The organism is Salmonella sp. NW645 (assembly GCF_051703725.1).
Classification (GTDB): Bacteria; Pseudomonadota; Gammaproteobacteria; order Enterobacterales; family Enterobacteriaceae; genus Salmonella; species Salmonella enterica.
Genome location: NZ_JAMMKR010000006.1, coordinates 43,037 through 61,010 on the forward strand (window position 1 = coordinate 43,037; position 17,974 = coordinate 61,010).

Genomic DNA, 17,974 nt, shown 5'->3' on the forward strand with positions numbered 1-17,974 from the left:
AAGCACGACTCTCAAATCGGTACTCCTTGTATGCTAAATACATCCGCACGTCAAATCCCGCAGATGCGTTCAGTGCAAAAACAGCGCTTTTTTATGCATAAATTATTCTGTCGCCACCAGTCTGGGGGTGATAAACACCACTAATTCGCGTCGCTCGTCCTCTTTGCCGTCATGGCGGAAGAGCTGACCAAGCCAGGGAATATCCCCCAGCAGCGGCACGCTATCGCTACCCGATTTATTTTTTCGCGAAAAAATACCGCCCAGCGCCAGCGTCTCGCCGCTTTTTACCTCTACCTGCGTTTCAATTTCCTGTTTATCTATCGCCAGCACTTCACCATCAGCCTGTTGTAGTACCTGACCGGGGACATTCTGGCTGATATGTAACTTCAGGCGGATGCGCCCTTTTTGCAAAACGGTGGGCGTTACCTCCATTCCCAGCACCGCTTCTTTAAATTCCACGGAGGTCGCGCCGCTTTCGCCGCTGGAAACCTGATAAGGAATTTCGCTGCCTTGCTTGATACTGGCTGGCTGCAGATGGGAAGCCAGCAGCCGGGGGCTGGCGATAATATCCAACTGCTGCTTTTGTTCCAGCGCTGACAGCTCTAAATCCAGCAAGCGTCCGTTAATGCGCCCGATATTAAACCCGACGCGTGAGGTGGCGGCGGCGACGGATAAATCACTGGAAAGCGTCGTCACGTCACCCACCGCGCCCGCTTGCGACGCGTCAGCCAGCGTCCACTTTACGCCCAGTTCCCGTAGACTCTTTTCGTTAATGGTGACGATATGCGCCGCCAGCTCCACCTGCGCCACCGGCAGATCCATTTGCGATACCCATTTTTCCAGCTCCGCCAGGGCCGCGCGGTTATCGCGCAACAGCAGGCGGTTGGTGCGCTTATCTACCATGATGGTTCCCTTCGCGCTCAGGAGTTTCTCGCCCGCTTTCGCCAGTTCGCCGGCATCGGCGTATTGCAGGCTAATGCTGCGGTTTTCCAGCGGTAAATTAGCCTGAAGCCTTAACCGCTCGGCATCCTGCCGCGCACTGTGTTCTTTCTGCCAGGCCTGTGAATGAACATGAAGAATATTCCCCTCCTGACGCAGCACCAGCCCCGCGCTATTGACCACCGTCTGTAGCGCCTGTTTCCACGGCACATCCGTCAGATGTAGCGATAATGTCCCGCTGACGTCCGGCGACACCACCAGATTCTGCCGCTCCTGCTCGGCTAAAGTCTGCAAAACCTGCACCACAGGGACGTCGTCAACCACCAGCGTCACTTTCGCCGCTTTTCCCGCCTGTGCGGCGGGCATCAAGACTATCAGTATTATGGCTATCCATCGCTTCATTGCCCGCTCCCTGACGTAGCCACCGCCACTGCGGCGGCGCACAATTTTTACCGGTCGTTAACGTTAAGGCTTCCGCCGTCAGGCGGACAATCGTCCAACCGTTTTCCAGCGTCTGCCCTTCTTCCACTCGCCGCCATTTTTGCTGGCTATCTTTAAGAATGCCTGTCCATCGCTCGCCTTTACGTACCGCGCCCTGATATCGCCACTGCGAGAGTTCCGCTATCCGGCAGCGATCTTCCGGCGGGCGGAAGGGATCGCGCATTCCCGTCAACGTCAGCAAACAAAAACAGAGCAATACACTACGGCTAGCCTTCATTCGCCAGGCGCTCCAGTTGCAGCGTTATCAATAATTCCGCCCCCTCTCTACGCAATGAAAACCGACTTACGCTCATCTCGCTTTCGGCCAACCGGACAAACAGTGACGGCACCGCATCCCAGGACGTTTTCAGCGCCATTTCTCCCCCCTGCGCCGATGGCTGCCAGTGCAGCAAACGCAGAGGAGGCGCCTGGAAATCTAACGGCGAAAAAGGACGCGGATTTTCAACGGTGCCCCCGAAAAGCAGTTCAGCCGCGATACTCAGACGGCGCAGATGACGCCACTGTTGCCGGGCGGCCTCGCGCTGCTGGCTTAACCGCGTTTGTTGCGTATCCAGCGTTTTCCAGCCGGGATAGCCCACAGATAACGCGACCATCAGCGTCAGGCACAGCACGCCTGCACACCAACAAAAAACCCGACCACGGCGCGACATCCCGTACCAGATATCAAAGAGCGCGTTCACGGGCGGCGCTCCTCGTTAACTGATAATGGAACTGCCAGCGCCCTTGCGTATCCTGCCGCGTGGCGCCCGTGCGGTTTAGCGGAAAACTGACATAGTGACGAAGCGATGTCTCAAGCGTGAGCAGGGCGTCAAACGTTCTCGCCAGCCCTTCCAGCTCTAGCGTCTCTTGCTGATAATTGAGGCTTGTCAGCCATGCCTGATCTGGCAACAGGTTGGCAAGGTCAGTCAAGATAGATTGCCAGGCTTGCGTCAGTTCACGCTGCGCCTGACGTTGTAATCGCGCCTGTTGCTGCCGCTGACGTTGCTGCAACTGCGGTATGTTCGCCGCAAGCGCCGTCGTGCGTCCGTTTTCCGCCGTCAGTAGCAGTTCATTAATCCTCCCCTCCTGCCAAAAAACCAACCGGGCGATCGTCGCGAGGCTTGCTATCAGCAGCAGGGACGCGCCCCATACCACGCACCAAAGCCGCAGACGCGCTACGTAATGTTGGCGCCGCCAGGGGAGCAAATTGACAGAATGCGCCATCAGCGTATCTCCCCCATGGCTAAACCCAGCGCAATCGCAAAGCGATAACCGTCCGGCGGAACCGGCGGTTGGCGGACGGTAACGACGCGCCAGGGGTCGAATTCGCCTTCGGCGCATAACGAAATATGTTCCGGCACGACGGATAACGTCGCGGCAAGATCATGCAGCGTCGTCGCCTCGCGCGCCGATTTACGCCCCCACGCATAGCGCGTCGCCCACAGCCACTGGCTCTCATCGCGCCAGACCAGACATTGCCGCCCCGAAGGTATAAACGGCAGCAAGCGCTGTAACGCGCAGGCATCGGGAGTTACAGCAGCGATGCGCACATTGAGCGTTTGCGCCAGCGTTAACAGCGCTGAAATTTCTTTGCTTTGCACGGCGGTAACGTTGAACGCGGGGCTCAGCGCATCGTCCTGAAAGTCGAAACGCAATAAGTCCGGATCCATATCCAGCTCACGCGCCATCGTTTGTGAAAGCCATGCGACTTGCTCACGTTCCCGCAGACGCATCGGCGGATGTGGAAAAGCGCGTTGCAATGTCCGATTTGCGGGAAAAGAGAGATAAATACGGTGACGTAGCGGCAGCTCGCGGCTCCAGGGTCGCAGTACGTGAGCCAGCGATTGCGGGTCAGGAATCGTACCCTCTGCCGTGGAGGCGTTCATCAGCGGCAGTCGCCACCAACGTTGCAGGGACCAGCCCGATGCGCCGCGAATAACGGCGATGGCCAGCGCTTCATGCTGCTGAATATGCAATCCTATTTGCCAGGTTTTAAAAGCCATAACGGTCGATCTCCTTATCACCCGTCGCGTTAACGGGTATATCAATGCGTCTGGCTTGCCTTTATACTACCGCGCGTTTGTTTATAAACTGCCCAAATGACACTAAATGGGAAATCTCCAGTGAAGTTCGTAAAGTATTTATTGATCCTTGCAGTATGTTGCATCCTGCTGGGAGCAGGCTCGATTTATGGCCTTTATCGCTATATTGAGCCACAGCTACCTGACGTCGCGACATTGAAAGATGTGCGTTTGCAAATTCCGATGCAGGTTTACAGCGCGGATGGCGAACTTATCGCGCAATATGGCGAAAAACGTCGTATTCCCGTTACGCTCGATCAAATTCCGCCGGAAATGATCAACGCCTTTATCGCCACCGAAGATAGCCGCTTTTATGAGCATCACGGCATTGACCCGGTAGGTATTTTCCGTGCGGCCAGCGTCGCGCTCTTCTCCGGTCACGCATCGCAGGGAGCAAGTACCATTACCCAGCAACTGGCGCGAAACTTCTTCCTTAGCCCCGAACGCACGCTGATGCGCAAGATCAAGGAAGCGTTTCTGGCGATTCGTATTGAGCAGTTGCTGAATAAAAATGAGATCCTCGAACTCTATCTGAACAAGATCTATCTCGGCTACCGCGCCTATGGCGTTGGCGCGGCGGCACAGGTCTACTTTGGTAAGACGGTCGACCAGCTTAGTCTAAGCGAAATGGCGGTTATCGCCGGGCTACCTAAAGCGCCTTCTACCTTTAACCCGCTCTACTCGATGGATCGGGCGATAGCGCGCCGTAACGTAGTGCTTTCGCGAATGTTAAGCGAGGGATATATCACTCAGGCGCAGTACGATCAGGCCCGTAGCGAACCTATCGACGCAAATTATCACGCGCCGGAAATCGCCTTCTCCGCGCCTTATCTGTCGGAAATGGTGCGCCAGGAAATGTATAACCGTTATGGCGAAAGCGCCTACGAAGATGGTTATCGTATTTACACGACCATCACCCGCAAAGTGCAGCAGGCCGCGCAACAGGCGGTGCGTAATAACGTGCTGGACTATGACATGCGCCACGGTTATCGCGGCCCGGCGAATGTGCTATGGAAAGTGGGCGAAACGGCGTGGGACAGTAAAAAAATTACCGATACGTTGAAAGCGTTGCCGACCTACGGACCGCTGCTTCCCGCCGTGGTCACCAGCGCTAATCCGCAAGAGGCGACCGCTGCGCTTGCCGACGGTACGTCCGTTTCGCTACATATGGAAGGAATGCGTTGGGCGCGGCCTTACCGCTCGGATACACAGCAGGGGCCGACGCCGCGTAAAGTTACCGATGTCGTCCAGACAGGTCAGCAAATCTGGGTTCGTCAGGTGGATAACGACTGGTGGCTGGCGCAGGTACCGGAAGTGAACTCCGCGCTGGTTTCGCTTAACCCGCAAACTGGCGCGGTACTGGCGCTGGTCGGCGGTTTCGATTTTAATCAGAGTAAATTTAACCGCGCGACGCAAGCTTTGCGTCAGGTGGGGTCGAACATCAAACCGTTCCTCTACACCGCCGCAATGGATAAAGGGCTGACGCTTGCCAGTATGCTCAACGATGTGCCGATTTCCCGCTGGGACGCCGGGGCAGGTTCAGACTGGCGTCCGAAAAACTCCCCGCCGCAGTACGCCGGACCGATTCGTTTACGCCAGGGGCTGGGGCAGTCGAAAAACGTGGTGATGGTACGCGCCATGCGCGCCATGGGCGTCGACTATGCGGCGGAATATCTGCAACGCTTCGGCTTCCCGGCGCAGAATATCGTGCATACCGAATCGCTGGCGCTGGGCTCCGCCTCCTTCACGCCGATGCAGGTTGCGCGCGGTTATGCGGTGATGGCGAACGGCGGTTTCCTGATCGACCCGTATTTCATCAGCAAGATTGAGAACGATCAGGGCGGCGTGATCTTCGAAGCGAAACCGAAAATCGCCTGCCCGGAGTGCGATATCCCGGTCATTTACGGCAATACGCAGAAATCCGACGTGCTGGAAAACACCAATGTGGAAGAGGTCGCGGTTTCGCAAGAGCAGCAAAACAGCGCCGTACCGATGCCTGAGCTGGAACAGGCAAACCAGGCGCTGGTCGCGCAAAACGGCACGCAGGAGTACGCGCCGCATGTGATCAATACGCCGCTGGCGTTTCTGATCAAAAGCGCGCTGAACACTAATATCTTCGGCGAACCCGGCTGGATGGGTACCGGCTGGCGTGCGGCGCGCGACCTTAAACGTCGCGATATCGGCGGCAAAACCGGTACGACCAACAGCTCGAAAGACGCATGGTTCTCCGGCTATGGTCCTGGCGTCGTCACTTCCGTATGGATCGGCTTTGACGATCACCGCCGTGATTTAGGCCGCACTACCGCTTCCGGCGCGATCAAAGATCAAATCTCCGGCTATGAGGGCGGCGCGAAGAGCGCGCAACCTGCATGGGACGCCTATATGAAAGCCGTGCTGGAAGGCGTGCCGGAACAGCCGCTAACGCCGCCGCCGGGCATTGTCACGGTGAATATCGACCGCAGTACCGGACAACTGGCGAGCGGCGGTAACAGCCGTGAAGAGTATTTCATCGAAGGCACGCAGCCGACACAACAGGCGGTACACGAGGTGGGAACCACCATTATTGATAATGGTGAAACACACGAACTGTTCTGATCAAAAAAGGCGCTCCGGCGCCTTTTTTATTGTGTTTAGCGGATGACGGCGAACGGGGAGACGAACCTCCCGTTGGCTTGATCAACGCCGCGCCATCAGGCAATTCGGCCCTGCGCTTTCAACCACTCGCGTACCAGAAACAGCGCGCTGACGTTGCGGGCCTCGTTAAAATCGGGGTCTTCCAGCAGATCCATTAAATGCGCCAGCGGCCAGCGTACCTGCGGCAATGGCTCAGGCTCGTCGCCTTCCAGCGACTCCGGATAGAGATCTTCCGCCACCACAATATTCATTTTGCTGGAAAAATAAGAGGGCGCCATGCTGAGTTTTTTTAAGAAGGTCAGGTTATGCGCGCCAAACCCGACCTCTTCTTTGAGCTCCCGGTTCGCCGCTTCAAAAACGGTCTCGCCCGGGTCGATCAATCCTTTCGAGAAGCCCAGCTCATAGGATTCGGTTCCCACCGCATACTCACGAATAAGAATCAGATGCTCATCAACGATCGGCACAATCATTACCGCCTCACGGGTTGATGGTCGCATACGTTCATACACGCGACGCACGCCGTTGCTGAACTCCAGATCCACGCTTTCTACGTTAAACAGTCGGGATTGTGCGACGGTTTCCACTTTCAGAATGGTGGGTTTTTGTAATGATTTGCTCATTGTGAGAATCTTTGCAGTGTAATCTGTGGTCATTGTGCGACATACCGCACGGTTTCGGCAATGCGAATTGCCGTTTATTTACATTTATGTAACGTAATAAAAATTAATTCTTATTTCAAATTAAAAGTCAATAGGTTGAAATAACTCCAGGAATTTGCTGATATTCCGTTTTTGGTGGTATTGCTATGATTTGCCTTCACTGGGATACGCTTTACAATGCTCAAGTTCAACTCCACGCTTGCCGATAGCCAACCACAGAAAAATGTTTATTGGACAGGGTGCGACTGACCACGCCTGACAGACTTAGTAAGATGGGGAAAGCATGAGCACCATTCTGATTTTTATAGCTGCTTTGCTGGCCTGCTCTCTACTGGCAATATGGCGGTTCCGGGTAAAGTCCAGACGAGGGAGCTTACCGTGGATCAGCGCCTTTCAGGACGCGCAAACGCGTAAACTGTTGCCCGAAGAGCGCAGCGCGGTAGAAAACTATCTCGATAACCTTAGCCAGATCCAGCAAGTTCCGGGGCCGACAGGTGCCAGTGCTGCGCCCATCTCGCTGACGCTGAACGCGGAAAGCAACAGTGTCGTGATACTGACCCACTCCATCACCCGCTACGGCATTACCACTGACGATCCTAATAAATGGCGCTACTACCTCGACTCCGTCGAAGTCCATCTGCCGCCTTTCTGGGAACAGTACATCAATGATGAAAACAACGTTGAGCTGATCCTCACGGATACGCTGCCGCTGGTGATCTCTTTAAACGGCCATACGCTGCAAGAGTATATGCAGGAGTCGCGCGGCTACGCGCTACAGAATACGGCCTCTACGCAGGCGTCGATTCGCGGCGAAGAGAGCGAGCAGATTGAGCTGTTGAATATCCGTCAGGAGACCCACGAAGAATATGCGCTCAGCCGCCCGGCTGGCTTGCGCGAAGCGTTGTTAATCGTCGCCTCCTTTTTGTTATTCTTTTTCTGTCTGATAACGCCAGACGTTTTTGTACCGTGGATGATAGGCGGCGCGATCCTGCTGCTGGCAGCCGGACTTTGGGGGCTTTTTGCGCCGCCGTCGAAAAGCGCGCTGCGGGAAATTCACTGTCTGCGGGGAACGCCCCGCCGCTGGGGACTGTTTGGGGAGAATAATCAGGAGCAGATTAACAATATCTCCCTGGGCATCATCGACCTTATTTACCCTGCCCACTGGCAACCCTACATTACGCAGGATCTTGGGCAACAAACGGATATTGATATTTACCTTGATCGCCATGTCGCTCGCCAGGGCCGGTTTTTATCCCTGCATGATGAAGTGAAAAACTTCCCGTTGCAGCACTGGTTACGCAGCACTGTTATTGCTATCGGTTCGCTGCTGGTGTTGTTTATGCTGCTGTTCTGGATCCCGCTGGATATGCCAATCAAGTTCACGCTATCGTGGATGAAAGGCGCGCAAACCATTGAAGCGACGACGGTAAAACAGCTTGAAAAAGCTGGCGTGCGGGTGGGCGATACACTGCACCTGAGCGGTAAAGGAATGTGTAATATTCATTCCGGGGCGACCTGGAGCGGCCAGTCTAACTCACCGTTTATGCCGTTCGATTGCTCGCAAATCATCTGGAATGACGCGCCTGCGTTACCGCTACCGGAATCAGACCTGGTGAATAAAGCGATGGCGCTAAGCCAGGCGGTAAATCGTCAGCTCCATCCAAAACCCGAAGACGACTCGCGCGTCAGCGCATCTTTACGCTCCGCGATACAAAAATCGGGCATGGTATTATTAGATGACTTTGGCGATATTGTTCTGAAAACCGCTGATTTGTGCGCGGCGGAAGACGAGTGCGTGCGTCTGAAAAATGCGCTGGTTAATCTCGGTAACAGTAAGGACTGGAACGCGCTGGTGAAACGCGCGAACGCCGGCAAACTGGACGGCGTCAACGTGCTTCTACGCCCCGTAAGCGCAGAGTCGCTGGAAAATCTGGTCACGACCTCAACGGCGCCGTTTATTTCTCGCGAGACCGCGCGTGCCGCCCAGTCGCTGAATAGCCCCGCTCCCGGCGGATTCCTGATCGCCAGCGATGAAGGCAGCGAACTGGTTGATCAGGCCTGGCCGTCAACGCCGCTGTATGACTATCCCGCGCAGGAACAGTGGAGCGCCTTCCAGCGTCTGGCGCAAACGCTCATGCAGACGCCATTTAGCGCCGAGGGCATTGTCACCAGCGTGTATACCGATGCCAACGGCACGCAGCATATCAGCCTGCATCGTATCCCCGATAAATCCGGCTGGTGGCGTTACCTCGGTACCACGCTGCTGATGCTGGCAATGATAGTGAGCGCGGTCTACAACGGCATTCAGGCGTTCAGACGTTATCAACGCCACCGTACCCGTATGGCGGACATCCAGGAATACTATGAAAGCTGCCTCAATCCCAGGTTAACCGTCTCTCCGGAAAATCTCATCTGATAGCGCCGCCGTGCGACAGGGTATGCTACCCTGTCGCGCAAATTGCGTTACCCTGGAGTTCCCCATGCATATTGATATTGACTGGCAAAACGTGGATACCGTTTTGCTGGATATGGACGGCACGCTGCTCGATCTCGCGTTCGATAACTATTTCTGGCAAAAGCTGGTACCGGAAACCTACGGCGCGCAGCAGGGTATTTCGCCGCAGGACGCGCAGGAATATATTCGTCAGCAGTATCATGCCGTACAGCATACGCTAAACTGGTACTGTCTGGATTACTGGAGCGAGCGTCTGGGTCTGGATATTTGCGCCATGACGACGGCGCAAGGGCCGCGCGCCGTTTTGCGCGACGATACCGTACCGTTTCTGAATGCGTTAAAAGCCAGCGGAAAACGTCGGATTCTGCTCACCAATGCGCATCCACATAACCTGGCGGTGAAGCTGGAGCATACCGGTCTGGCCTCACACCTTGATTTATTACTTTCCACCCACACATTTGGTTATCCCAAAGAGGATCAGCGGTTATGGCGCGCTGTCACTGAGGAAACGGGAATAAGCGCAGAGAAAACTCTGTTTATCGATGACAGCGAACCGATTCTCGACGCCGCCGCCCGGTTTGGTATTCGCTACTGTCTTGGCGTGACGAATCCTGATTCCGGCCTGGCGGAAAAGCACTATACGCGCCATCCGTCCCTGAACGACTACCGCCGTCTGATCCCCTCGCTGATGTGAAGGAGACGCCATGAAAGAAAAGTCCTCCGTTGAGGTCAGACTGGATAAATGGCTGTGGGCCGCGCGTTTTTATAAAACCCGCGCGCTGGCCCGCGAGATGATTGAAGGCGGTAAGGTGCATTACAACGGCCAGCGCAGTAAGCCGAGCAAAATCGTCGAGCTGAACGCAACCCTTACCCTGCGTCAGGGAAATGACGAACGGACGGTGATCGTTAAAGCCATCACCGAACAGCGCCGTCCGGCCAGCGAAGCCGTCGCTCTGTATGAAGAGACGGCGGAAAGCGTGGAAAAACGCGAAAAAATGGCGCAGGCGCGCAAGCTTAACGCCCTGACCATGCCGCATCCGGACAGGCGACCGGACAAGAAAGAGCGCCGCGACCTGTTACGATTTAAACACGGCGACAGCGAATAACTGTCACCCGCAAGAGAGATGATTATGCCGCAACATGACCAATTACATCGTTATCTGTTTGAAAACTTTGCCGTTCGCGGCGAGCTGGTGACCGTTTCGGAAACCTTGCAACAGATCCTCGACAATCATACCTACCCGCAGCCGGTGAAAACCGTACTGGCCGAACTGCTGGTCGCCACTAGCCTGCTGACCGCAACGCTGAAGTTTGCCGGTGACATTACGGTACAGCTCCAGGGCGACGGGCCGTTAAGCCTGGCGGTGATCAATGGCAATAATCAGCAGCAGATGCGCGGCGTGGCTCGCGTTCAGGGCGACATCCCTGACAATGCGGATCTCAAAACGCTGGTTGGCAACGGCTATCTGGTGATCACCATTACGCCGGAAGAGGGTGAACGCTATCAGGGCGTGGTGGGTCTGGAAGGCGATACTCTGGCGGCGTGCCTGGAAGATTACTTCCTGCGCTCCGAGCAGTTGCCGACGCGCCTGTTTATTCGTACCGGCGATGTCGACGGTAAACCGGCGGCAGGTGGAATGTTGCTCCAGGTGATGCCAGCACAGAACGCGCAGGCGGAGGATTTCGACCATCTGGCTATGTTGACGGAAACCATTAAAAGCGAAGAGCTGCTGACGTTACCGGCAAATGACGTGCTGTGGCGTTTGTATCACGAAGAAGAAGTCACGCTCTACGATCCGCAAGATGTTGAATTCAAATGCACCTGTTCACGCGAACGTTGCGCGGGCGCGCTGAAAACATTGCCGGATGAAGAAGTGGACAGCATTCTGGCGGAAGAAGGCGAAATCGATATGCACTGCGATTACTGCGGCAATCATTACCTGTTCAATGCGATGGATATCGCGGAGATCCGTAACAACGCCTCTCCTGCCGATCCACAGGTTCATTAATCGCCTTTCAGTCGACAACATCATTGCCTGATGGCGGCGCTTATCTGGCCTACAGCATCCCGCTCCGTAGGCCGGATAAGACATTTATGCCGCCATCAGGCAAAAAGCTTACTCGTTGTAGTAATCCACATCCAACCGCTGACCATCAACAATGATATCGCGCCAGGCTTTGGGGGCTGAGTCTAACCGATGCCCGGCAATCGCGTGTAACAGTTGCGTCTTAGAAAACCCGTCCGGCAATCGGGCGAACGCTTTCTGCGTCCATTTCCCCTCTTTTAAGCCGTAGACCTGGCTCTCGGCAACAATAAAGTTATACAGCACCTGCTCAGGCTGACCGTCGCCGTTAAGATCCTGACTCACCAGCACGCAGGCATCCAGTTCAAGGCAGGAATCGTCCGAATAACTCTGCTCTTTGACAAACGCCCAAAATGCGGCATCCGGCTTCTGGCTACCGGGCGCAATCATCACCACCCGCGCTAAATCGTCCGCCGTCGGAGAGACCTTATTTCTCTGCAAAAACGTCATCAGTTCACGATTGCGCTTTCTGTTCTGCGTAAACGCCTCGTCATCCCGCAACGATTTCAGCGCTTCCTGGCCAGGTTTGCCGCTGTGATCCAGCATATACAGGCTGATCTGATCCGCAGTAATTTTACCGCTATGGTAACGCGCCATATGGCTGTTGACGCTAATACGCCAGACATCAAGTACAGGCGAGGCCAGCAACAGCAATATCACCAGCGTTAACAAAGAGACGCTCAGTATCACCTTGCCTTGCCACTCACCAGGGCCGCGTCCGCGGCGTAACAGACCGATCAGATAACCGAAGGACCATACCAGCAAGACAGACGCCGTCAGCGCGCCATACAGACGATCCGGCGTCCAGCCGTATTGCTGAATGCGTACCCATAACGCCCAGCCCGCCAGCAGCATATATATCGGGGCAACGCACAGCGAGGCGCTAATCATGCCGCGTAGTACGCGCGGATAGGGTAATACGCGCTTTTGCGGTTCGTTGACAATCGCCACGAGGAGCAGCAGCATCAGCGTCAGCGTGGATAGCAGCCCCGCAGCGGAAACACGCGCAGAAATCGCCTCCAGTCCGGTAAAGGGTAACGTCACAATAAACAGCAATGCCAGCAGCGACACCACCGGCAGTAAACCCGTCGCGATCAGCGTCAGCAGCTTTTGCACCGCCGCCACAAGGCGCGACTGCGTGCGGGCGAGAATGACCGCCAGCGCCGTAATCAGGCCGATGGTCACATAAATAAAGGCTTCAGTTTCAAAGAAAAGGGTGCTGAAAAAGCGGATGCCCACCAGCCTGAATAGCGCGCTCCAGAGCAGAAGCACCAGCCAGAACAGTCCGTTGGCGACCAGGACGATAAACAATGTCAGTACGTTATGCCATAACCGCAGATAAAACTGGGGATAACGCGCCGAACCGGTTTGCGAATGTAGCTGATATTGCATCCAGGGCAATACCAGCATCGCCATCAACACAAGCCGGAGACCATACAGCCAGAGGAGCTCGGCCAGGCGCCATTTCTCCACCGCCTCAACCTGCCATTTCAGCCAGCCGCTCATTGCCAGCACGACCACAAAGGTCAGCCCCAGCCAGCCCCACAGCGCGCGCTGTTTAAAAGAGACCACGGTAAGCAATAGCATTGACGACAACGCTATCGTCGCAGGCATACCATAGAACAGCCAGTCGCTATTTTGTGGTACCAGCCAGGCCATCAGCAGGTAGCACAAGACGCCCTGCAGCAAACCGGTGAGCAACATACCCCAGCGAGTAGTACGTGAAAGCGCTACACTTTCCATGTCGTTATCCAGAATGATGAGAAAGTCGCATTATTGCATCATCTGTTCACCGCCAGGCGTCGTCATGCATAATTCAGAAAAAAACGCAGAGAGGTGAATCGATATTGTTAATGTTGGTGTTACGTAACTTTCTTACATGAATGCGATTACAGTCACATTATGTCGGTCAAAAACACTTCCTTTTAACGTTTTCAGAACATTTTCCACAACAAAAGTAGGTTTCCTGCCATAATAACCGCCGCTGCGTGACAGGAGTCACAGTGTTTTTCGTCAATCGTGATTTTGTCCAGATACGTAAATCTATGAGCCTTGTCGCGGTTAACCAACCTCAAAAAACCTTACTATTTTCGGTAATATATATTGGCTAAGGAGCAGTGATATGCGCGTTAACAATTTAACCCCGCAAGATCTCAAGGCTTATGGTATCAATGACGTCCAGGATATCGTTTACAATCCCAGCTACGACACCCTTTATCAGGAAGAACTTAATCCTGGTCTGGAAGGCTATGAGCGTGGCGTGTTAACTAACCTGGGCGCTGTTGCCGTTGATACCGGTATTTTTACCGGTCGTTCGCCTAAGGATAAGTATATTGTTCGCGACGACACCACGCGTGATACGCTGTGGTGGTCCGATAAGGGTAAAGGTAAAAACGATAATAAGCCGCTTTCTCAGGAAACCTGGCAACACCTGAAAGGTCTGGTGACGCATCAGCTTTCCGGTAAACGCTTATTCATTGTTGATGCGTTCTGCGGCGCAAATGCCGATACGCGTCTTTCCGTGCGCTTTATTACGGAAGTCGCCTGGCAGGCCCACTTCGTTAAAAATATGTTCATTCGCCCAACGGACGAAGAGCTGGTAGGCTTCAAACCTGACTTTATTGTCATGAACGGCGCGAAGTGCACCAACCCGCAGTGGAAAGAGCAAGGGCTGAACTCGGAAAACTTCGTGGCGTTCAACCTGACTGAACGTATTCAGCTTATTGGCGGCACCTGGTACGGCGGCGAAATGAAAAAAGGGATGTTCTCGGTAATGAACTACCTGCTGCCGCTCAAAGGTATCGCCTCAATGCACTGTTCCGCCAACGTGGGTGAAAAAGGCGATGTCGCGGTCTTCTTCGGCCTTTCCGGTACCGGAAAAACCACTCTGTCCACCGACCCGAAACGTCGTCTGATTGGCGATGATGAGCACGGTTGGGATGACGACGGCGTGTTCAACTTTGAAGGCGGCTGCTACGCCAAAACCATCAAACTGTCGAAAGAAGCTGAGCCAGAAATTTATCATGCGATTCGCCGTGATGCGCTGCTGGAAAACGTCACCGTGCGCGAAGACGGCACCGTTGATTTCGATGATGGTTCCAAAACCGAAAACACCCGCGTCTCTTACCCGATCTATCATATCGATAACATCGTTAAGCCTGTGTCCAAAGCAGGTCACGCCACCAAGGTTATCTTCCTGACGGCGGACGCCTTCGGCGTGTTGCCGCCGGTTTCCCGTTTAACCGCTAACCAGACGCAGTACCACTTCCTGTCGGGTTTCACCGCTAAACTGGCCGGCACCGAACGCGGCGTCACCGAACCGACCCCCACCTTCTCCGCCTGCTTCGGCGCCGCGTTCCTGACGCTGCACCCGACGCAGTATGCTGAGGTGCTGGTGAAACGTATGCAGGCAGCAGGCGCGCAGGCTTATCTGGTTAACACCGGCTGGAATGGCACCGGTAAACGTATCTCCATCAAAGATACGCGTGCGATTATCGACGCCATTCTGAACGGTTCTCTTGATAACGCGGAAACCTTCCGTCTGCCGCTGTTCGATCTGGCGATCCCGACTGAACTGCCAGGCGTGGATACCCACATTCTCGACCCGCGTAACACCTACGCGTCGCCGGAACAATGGCAGGAAAAAGCCACCGCGCTGGCGAAACTGTTCATTGAGAACTTCGAGAAGTATACGGATACCCCGGCAGGCGAAGCGCTGGTTAGCGCCGGACCGAAGCTGTAAGGAACAGGCCGGATGGCGGCTTTGAACAGCGTCATCCGGCGTTAAGAAGAAAGGGAGGGTAATACCTCCCTTTCTTATGCCTCTTTTGTCGTCCCCTGGACGCGAGCCACAGGAACCGGTAGCCAGGCGCGAATTGACAATCCGCCACGCTCGCTGGTGCCAATCTCCAGCATCCCGTTATGGTTATCGATAATGCGCTGCACAATCGCCAGCCCCAGCCCTGTGCCGCTGGTGCTACGGGCGCTGTCGCCGCGTACAAAAGGCTGGAACAGATGTTTACGCTGCTCCGGCTTAATGCCCGGCCCGTCATCTTCTACCTGGAACCAGGCGCGATGCGACTCGGTGCCGCTACTGACCTTAATCCAGCCGTTGCCATAACGGGCAGCATTAACCACCATATTCGCCACCGCGCGCTTAATCGAGAGCGGGTGCATTTTCACCTGGATGCTGCCTGCCTGAAGCGCAGTGTTAATCTCACGCTCATAGCCGCTTTCCGCCGCAATCACCTCGCCCAGTACGGAATTGAGATCCGCCATCTCCATTGGCATTTCCTGACCGGTACGCAGATAGTCAATAAACTGTTCGATAATGGCGTTACACTCTTCGATGTCTTTATTGATCGACTCCGCGAGATAACCGTCTTCCTCGCCCATCATCTCCGTCGCCAGACGAATACGGGTCAGCGGCGTGCGCAAGTCGTGGCTGACGCCCGCCATCAATAGCGTACGGTCATCAGCCAATTGTTTCACGCCGGCTGCCATATGGTTAAACGCCCGAGTCACAGAGCGCACCTCAGAGGCGCCATATTCACGCAGCGGCGGCGGAATAATTCCCTTCCCTACCTGCAGGGCGGCATGTTCAAGATCCACTAACGGTCGGTTCTGTATACGAATAAACAGCCACGCGCCGCCTATCGCCAGGAGCATAATCGCCAGCGTGTAACGGAAAAGCGGAGAAAAATCGCCCTGATGAATCTCGGTCAGCGGCACGCGCACCCAGATATTGGGCGACAGCCAGGTTTTGAGCCACACGACAGGCGAGCTTTTGTTGACCTCAACGCGCACTTCCGTCGGGCCGCCTAATTGCTGCGCCATCTGGTGGCTTAAGAATTCGTAGTGTTGCGCCCAACGCAGCCCGGCCTCTTCGGCGGCTTCGTTGGTGTAGAGAGAGATCCCCAGCTCGCGATAGATTTCCCGACGAAACGCAGGCGGCACGACTAACTGCGTGCCGTCCTCCAGTTGCAGCTTATCGGTCATCAGCATACGGACTTCGTAAGCCAGAACCTTATTAAACTGCTGGAGGCTCGGCAAAATCGCGAAGTTCAGCACCACCAGGTAGGTCGTCACCAGGCTGACGAACAGCAAGGTGACGATGAGCAACAGCGTGCGGGCAAATGAACTTCGCGGCGAGAAGCGCATTCGCCTCATGCTTTAGAACCGTCCGGTACGAAGACGTAGCCCAGGCCCCAGACGGTCTGAATATAACGCGGATGCGCCGGATCTTCTTCCACCATACGGCGCAGGCGGGAGATCTGGACGTCGATGGAGCGTTCCATCGCGGAATACTCGCGGCCACGGGCCAGATTCATCAGCTTGTCGCGAGAGAGCGGCTCGCGCGGGTGGCTTACCAGCGCTTTCAGTACCGCAAACTCCCCGCTGGTCAGCGGCATCGGTTCATCTTCACGGAACATCTCGCGCGTACCGAGGTTCAGTTTAAACTTACCGAACGCAATAACGGCCTCTTCCTGCGACGGCGCGCCGGGCAGTTCGTTTGCCTGACGACGTAACACGGCGCGGATACGCGCCAACAGCTCGCGCGGGTTAAACGGTTTAGGAATGTAGTCATCGGCGCCGATTTCCAGCCCGACGATACGGTCAACTTCTTCACCCTTCGCCGTGACCATAATGATCGGCATTGGATTACTTTGACTACGCAGGCGACGACAAATCGACAGACCATCTTCACCTGGCAGCATTAAATCCAGTACCATGAGATGGAAAGATTCACGGGTCAGCAGACGATCCATCTGCTCGGCGTTAGCGACGCTTCGAACCTGGAAGCCCTGCTCGGTCAGATAACGTTCCAGTAGCGCCCGCAGACGCATATCGTCATCAACCACCAGAATCTTATAATTCTCTTGCATTGTCTGTACTCCCAAAGGTTCGCAACAAATGTAAGTGTGTATTCTTAAAAAAGCTCACGTGAGTCACCAGCAAATTCTGGTATGAATTTCAGGCTAAATTGTTACAAAGCATATTTAACAGCAGCTTAAATATACAATTAATCGGCAACCCCATTATTTATTCTGTCGGGACGATCACGTTATACCCCGTGTGCGCAATATCGACAGCAAAGGTAAATCAACGAGATGAAAACGCCCCTGATCACCCGCGAAGGGTACGAAACACTCAAACAAGAGCTCAATTATCTCTGGCGTGAAGAGCGCCCGGAGGTCACCAAAAAAGTGACCTGGGCTGCGAGTCTGGGCGACCGCAGCGAGAATGCCGACTATCAGTATAATAAAAAGCGCCTGCGTGAGATCGACAGACGCGTCAGATATCTGACCAAATGCATGGAAAATCTCAAAATCGTGGATTATTCCCCGCAGCAGGAGGGCAAAGTCTTCTTCGGCGCCTGGGTGGAAATCGAAAATGATGACGGCGATACGCTGAAGTTCCGCATTGTCGGCTACGATGAAATTTTCGGACGTAAGGATTACATCTCTATCGACTCGCCGATGGCGCGGGCGCTACTGAAAAAAGAAGTGGGCGATCTGGCGGTGGTTAACACCCCTGTCGGCGAAACAAACTGGTACGTCAATGCGATCGAATACGTCAAATAAGACAAGAAGAATCCTAAGCCCCCGCTGATGGCTGGCATTTTTGCCAGCCAATCCGTAT

16 protein-coding genes are annotated in these 17,974 nt (G+C 54.8%); 7 read left to right on the forward strand and 9 right to left on the reverse strand.

The window, feature by feature from the left end; genetic code table 11:
• Positions 1–102 precede the first annotated feature (102 nt).
• From hofQ to NA389_RS14025, 5 genes are read right to left on the reverse strand one after another with little or no spacing between them, the layout of a single operon-like run.
• Complete coding sequence (gene hofQ, locus NA389_RS14005; protein WP_000832822.1) at positions 103–1,341, reverse strand: DNA uptake porin HofQ; 1,239 nt, start codon at positions 1,339–1,341, stop codon at positions 103–105.
• Positions 1,256–1,657 (reverse strand): HofP DNA utilization family protein, encoded by a 402-nt coding sequence (locus NA389_RS14010; protein ID WP_000648142.1) that lies wholly within the window; start codon positions 1,655–1,657, stop codon positions 1,256–1,258. The genes hofQ and NA389_RS14010 overlap by 86 nt, the downstream gene beginning before the upstream one ends.
• On the reverse strand, positions 1,647–2,120 hold the full coding sequence (locus NA389_RS14015; protein WP_000992474.1) for a hypothetical protein: 474 nt from the start codon (positions 2,118–2,120) through the stop codon (positions 1,647–1,649). The genes NA389_RS14010 and NA389_RS14015 overlap by 11 nt, the downstream gene beginning before the upstream one ends.
• Entirely contained in the window at positions 2,104–2,643 is a 540-nt protein-coding gene (locus NA389_RS14020; protein WP_000951388.1) for a PilN domain-containing protein, read from the reverse strand. Before NA389_RS14020 ends, NA389_RS14015 begins: the two co-directional genes overlap by 17 nt.
• Positions 2,643–3,422 (reverse strand): hypothetical protein, encoded by a 780-nt coding sequence (locus NA389_RS14025; RefSeq protein WP_000874742.1) that lies wholly within the window; start codon positions 3,420–3,422, stop codon positions 2,643–2,645. Before NA389_RS14025 ends, NA389_RS14020 begins: the two co-directional genes overlap by 1 nt.
• A 120-nt stretch (positions 3,423–3,542) precedes the next feature.
• Here NA389_RS14025 and mrcA point away from each other — a divergent pair, with 120 nt between their 5' ends.
• A complete protein-coding gene (gene mrcA, locus NA389_RS14030) occupies positions 3,543–6,095 on the forward strand; it encodes a peptidoglycan glycosyltransferase/peptidoglycan DD-transpeptidase MrcA (RefSeq protein WP_000673808.1) in 2,553 nt (850 codons plus the stop codon).
• Positions 6,096–6,190: 95 nt separating this feature from the next.
• Here mrcA and nudE read toward each other — a convergent pair whose 3' ends face one another.
• Positions 6,191–6,754: an ADP compounds hydrolase NudE gene (nudE, locus tag NA389_RS14035; protein ID WP_000045725.1), complete on the reverse strand. Its 564-nt coding sequence runs from the start codon at positions 6,752–6,754 to the stop codon at positions 6,191–6,193.
• A gap of 322 nt (positions 6,755–7,076) precedes the next feature.
• Between nudE and igaA the strand changes: the two genes are divergently transcribed.
• The 4 genes from igaA to hslO all read left to right on the forward strand — a co-directional run bounded on the left by igaA (position 7,077) and on the right by hslO (position 11,257).
• Positions 7,077–9,209 carry an intracellular growth attenuator protein IgaA gene (gene igaA / locus NA389_RS14040; RefSeq protein ID WP_000104092.1) on the forward strand — a complete coding sequence of 711 codons (2,133 nt, stop codon included), beginning with the start codon at positions 7,077–7,079 and terminating at the stop codon, positions 9,207–9,209.
• 64 nt (positions 9,210–9,273) lie between these two features.
• A complete protein-coding gene (yrfG, locus tag NA389_RS14045) occupies positions 9,274–9,942 on the forward strand; it encodes a GMP/IMP nucleotidase (RefSeq protein ID WP_001520508.1) in 669 nt (222 codons plus the stop codon).
• Positions 9,943–9,952: 10 nt separating this feature from the next.
• Positions 9,953–10,354, forward strand: coding sequence for a ribosome-associated heat shock protein Hsp15 (gene hslR / locus NA389_RS14050; protein ID WP_000660721.1), 402 nt, complete (start codon positions 9,953–9,955; stop codon positions 10,352–10,354).
• A 24-nt stretch (positions 10,355–10,378) separates the two neighbouring features.
• The gene (gene hslO / locus NA389_RS14055) at positions 10,379–11,257 is read left to right on the forward strand and encodes an Hsp33 family molecular chaperone HslO (RefSeq protein ID WP_001135571.1); all 879 of its coding nucleotides are present in this window, start codon (positions 10,379–10,381) and stop codon (positions 11,255–11,257) included.
• 108 nt (positions 11,258–11,365) lie between these two features.
• On the opposite strand, the gene NA389_RS14060 is transcribed toward hslO, so the two are convergent.
• The gene (locus NA389_RS14060) at positions 11,366–13,075 is read right to left on the reverse strand and encodes a DUF4153 domain-containing protein (RefSeq protein WP_000446453.1); all 1,710 of its coding nucleotides are present in this window, start codon (positions 13,073–13,075) and stop codon (positions 11,366–11,368) included.
• A gap of 379 nt (positions 13,076–13,454) precedes the next feature.
• Here NA389_RS14060 and pckA point away from each other — a divergent pair, with 379 nt between their 5' ends.
• On the forward strand, positions 13,455–15,074 hold the full coding sequence (pckA, locus tag NA389_RS14065) for a phosphoenolpyruvate carboxykinase (ATP) (RefSeq protein WP_001265689.1): 1,620 nt from the start codon (positions 13,455–13,457) through the stop codon (positions 15,072–15,074).
• Between the two features lie 74 nt (positions 15,075–15,148).
• On the opposite strand, the gene envZ is transcribed toward pckA, so the two are convergent.
• Together envZ and ompR are read right to left on the reverse strand one after the other, a co-directional pair.
• The gene (gene envZ / locus NA389_RS14070) at positions 15,149–16,501 is read right to left on the reverse strand and encodes a two-component system sensor histidine kinase EnvZ (protein ID WP_001253818.1); all 1,353 of its coding nucleotides are present in this window, start codon (positions 16,499–16,501) and stop codon (positions 15,149–15,151) included.
• Positions 16,498–17,217, reverse strand: a complete 720-nt coding sequence (gene ompR / locus NA389_RS14075) for an osmolarity response regulator transcription factor OmpR (protein WP_001157751.1) — start codon at positions 17,215–17,217, stop codon at positions 16,498–16,500. The genes envZ and ompR overlap by 4 nt, the downstream gene beginning before the upstream one ends.
• A 225-nt stretch (positions 17,218–17,442) precedes the next feature.
• On the opposite strand from ompR, the gene greB reads away from it, so the two are divergent.
• Positions 17,443–17,916 carry a transcription elongation factor GreB gene (gene greB, locus NA389_RS14080; RefSeq protein ID WP_000856696.1) on the forward strand — a complete coding sequence of 158 codons (474 nt, stop codon included), beginning with the start codon at positions 17,443–17,445 and terminating at the stop codon, positions 17,914–17,916.
• Positions 17,917–17,974 lie beyond the last annotated feature (58 nt).

Coding starts and splice junctions, on each gene's coding strand:
- hofQ (WP_000832822.1), bottom strand. CDS start 1,341: ATGAAGCGATGGATAGCCATAATACTGATAGTCTTGATGCCCGCCGCA.
- greB (WP_000856696.1), top strand. CDS start 17,443: ATGAAAACGCCCCTGATCACCCGCGAAGGGTACGAAACACTCAAACAA.
- pckA (WP_001265689.1), top strand. CDS start 13,455: ATGCGCGTTAACAATTTAACCCCGCAAGATCTCAAGGCTTATGGTATC.
- envZ (WP_001253818.1), bottom strand. CDS start 16,501: ATGAGGCGAATGCGCTTCTCGCCGCGAAGTTCATTTGCCCGCACGCTG.
- hslR (WP_000660721.1), top strand. CDS start 9,953: ATGAAAGAAAAGTCCTCCGTTGAGGTCAGACTGGATAAATGGCTGTGG.
- ompR (WP_001157751.1), bottom strand. CDS start 17,217: ATGCAAGAGAATTATAAGATTCTGGTGGTTGATGACGATATGCGTCTG.
- NA389_RS14020 (WP_000951388.1), bottom strand. CDS start 2,643: ATGGCGCATTCTGTCAATTTGCTCCCCTGGCGGCGCCAACATTACGTA.
- NA389_RS14025 (WP_000874742.1), bottom strand. CDS start 3,422: ATGGCTTTTAAAACCTGGCAAATAGGATTGCATATTCAGCAGCATGAA.
- nudE (WP_000045725.1), bottom strand. CDS start 6,754: ATGAGCAAATCATTACAAAAACCCACCATTCTGAAAGTGGAAACCGTC.
- igaA (WP_000104092.1), top strand. CDS start 7,077: ATGAGCACCATTCTGATTTTTATAGCTGCTTTGCTGGCCTGCTCTCTA.
- NA389_RS14060 (WP_000446453.1), bottom strand. CDS start 13,075: ATGGAAAGTGTAGCGCTTTCACGTACTACTCGCTGGGGTATGTTGCTC.
- yrfG (WP_001520508.1), top strand. CDS start 9,274: ATGCATATTGATATTGACTGGCAAAACGTGGATACCGTTTTGCTGGAT.
- NA389_RS14010 (WP_000648142.1), bottom strand. CDS start 1,657: ATGAAGGCTAGCCGTAGTGTATTGCTCTGTTTTTGTTTGCTGACGTTG.
- hslO (WP_001135571.1), top strand. CDS start 10,379: ATGCCGCAACATGACCAATTACATCGTTATCTGTTTGAAAACTTTGCC.